1 protein-coding gene is annotated in these 923 nt (G+C 66.6%); it reads left to right on the forward strand.

The window, feature by feature from the left end:
• The first annotated feature begins 140 nt into the window (after window positions 1–140).
• Window positions 141–803 carry a DegT/DnrJ/EryC1/StrS family aminotransferase gene (locus BIV24_RS25300; protein ID WP_071368745.1) on the forward strand — a complete coding sequence of 221 codons (663 nt, stop codon included), beginning with the start codon at window positions 141–143 and terminating at the stop codon, window positions 801–803.
• Window positions 804–923 lie beyond the last annotated feature (120 nt).

A 923-nucleotide genomic window follows, 5' to 3' on the forward strand; every position in this document is an offset into this window, starting at 1 on the left:
CCTGTGGGAGAGTAGGACGCCGCCGAACAATTTTTCAGAGCTGGTCCCCGAACTTCGGTACGGGGACCAGCTCTTTTGCATTCCCTGTCACTGTGCGTTCACTTTGCCCCGCCAGCATCCCAGCCATGGGAACTGCTCGAATGCTCAGCGCCGCGGGTGTGGGTGCCGGTGACGAGGTCATCGTGCCGGCCTTCGGGAACATCGAGATCGCCGAAGCCGTGGCCCTGACCGGCGCGACACCCGTCTTCGCCGACATAGACCCGGCGACCTACTGCCTCGACCCCTCCGCCGTCGAGGCCGTGGTGATCGAGCAGACCGTCGCCGCCGTCGTCGTCCACCGCTTCGGGCGGCCGGCCGACGTCGCTCGACTGCACGAGATCGGACAACGGCACGGACTTCTCGTGCTGGAACAAGGAGAGTCCGAAACACCGCACGCCGAGGTGGCGCAGCGCCGCGAGCAAGCCGCCTACCTCGGCCGGCGACTGCGGGGCGTGCGAACCCCCGAGAACAGCGCCGGTCACACCTACCAGCAGTACGTCGTGCGGGTCGAGGGCAATGGACGGCCGGACCGGGACGCCTTCGCACGGGCCTTGAAAGCCAAGGGAGTCGACTGCCGAGTGCCGGTGAAGACGCCCGCGCACCGCGCGCCTGGATTCCGTCGCGCGGTGAGCCTGCCCGAGACCGAACGGGCCGCCGACGAGACCCTTGCGCTGCCGATGGACGCGTCGCTGACGAAGCGTGAGATGCACAGGATCGTCTCCGCATGCAACGCGCTGGGCGGATTGCTGCAGCCCGCCTTCTGAACGGTGTCCGCGGTTGGGAGCACACGCCAGTTCGGGGTATGATCTATTCCGTTGCCGCGAGGGAAACCTCAAAAAAGCAGCAGGCCCCTATAGCTCAGTCGGCAGAGCGTCTCCATGGTA

This window comes from Streptomyces colonosanans (genome assembly GCF_001866645.1).
Classification (GTDB): domain Bacteria; phylum Actinomycetota; class Actinomycetes; order Streptomycetales; family Streptomycetaceae; genus Streptomyces; species Streptomyces colonosanans.

What these genes read in the sequence shown, in the direction of transcription:
- BIV24_RS25300 (WP_071368745.1), top strand. Translation starts at nt 141, where the DNA reads ATGCTCAGCGCCGCGGGTGTGGGTGCCGGTGACGAGGTCATCGTGCCG.